The sequence below is a fragment of the Serratia sp. MMO-28 genome (genome assembly GCF_037199905.1).
GTDB classification, from domain to species: Bacteria; Pseudomonadota; Gammaproteobacteria; order Enterobacterales; family Enterobacteriaceae; genus Chania; species Chania oryzae.
The window spans coordinates 1-992 of sequence record NZ_JBBCVB010000075.1; the positions used below are offsets into that span (position 1 = coordinate 1).

Below are 992 nucleotides of genomic sequence, written 5' to 3' on the forward strand. Positions count from 1 at the left end.
GGGAGAGCAGCTGTGTTTAAAGTCAATGGGTGATGATTAATTTGTCACCCATTGCCTATTATCTCGCAGCATCGCGTTTAATATCGTTAACAGCTTTCTGATGCACGCGGTTAGCGCCACTTTCTTCGCTTTACCCCGTGCAACCAGCTTGTCATAGAACTCTTTTATCGTCTTATTGCTACGCGTTGCCGACAACGTTGCCATGTAAAGCGCCGCTCTCACCGCCGAACGACCGCCCCAGATCGTTCGCTGCCCTTTCATTTTCCCACTTTCATGGGCGTACGGGCACACGCCAACTAACGCACTGATTTCTCGCCGTGTCAGCTTACCTAGCTCCGGTAACAACGCCAGTAACGTCGACACCGTCACTTTACCTAACCCTTTCACCTCTTCGAGCAACCTGGCTTTCTCCTGCCAGACTGGCATCACCTTCAGTTGTCGGTGTATATCATCGTCAATATCGCTAATCTGCTGATTCAGCCAATTAACATGGGCATGTATCGATTGGCTGGCCTCGTATAACGCCCCCTCAAGCCTGTTAAGCTCCGCTGTGCGGATCTCTATCAACTGACGCCGCCGCGTTACCATTCCCGCCAGACGTTGAGTTTGAACATCGTTTTGTTCCCTCACTGGCGGCTCTATCGCCTGGGCAAAGCGGCATAACACGGCAGCATCTATCGTGTCTGTTTTTGCCCGTTTTCCCAACGCTCGGGCAAAATTCTTGACCTGCCGGGGATTAACGACCGCTACGGGCAATGTCTTCAACGTGAGCGCTGCACAAAGTGGCCCATGATATTTACCTGTCGCCTCCATGGCGATCAGCTCCACCTCATAGGTCTCAAGCAAGGTGATTAACGCCTGATGCCCTGAGGGCGTATTGTCAAATTGAGCAATACGCTGGTCTGTGTTGATAAACACGTCGAACTTCTCTTTGGCGATATCAATACCGACGTAAGTCTTTTGCTTCATCTCATGTCTCCCAGCCTTGCGTG

1 protein-coding gene is annotated in these 992 nt (G+C 51.3%); it reads right to left on the reverse strand.

Annotation, left to right across the window (positions count from 1 at the left end):
* Positions 1–36 precede the first annotated feature (36 nt).
* Positions 37–969, reverse strand: coding sequence for an IS110 family transposase (locus WG891_RS26575; RefSeq protein WP_443006375.1), 933 nt, complete (start codon positions 967–969; stop codon positions 37–39).
* Positions 970–992 lie beyond the last annotated feature (23 nt).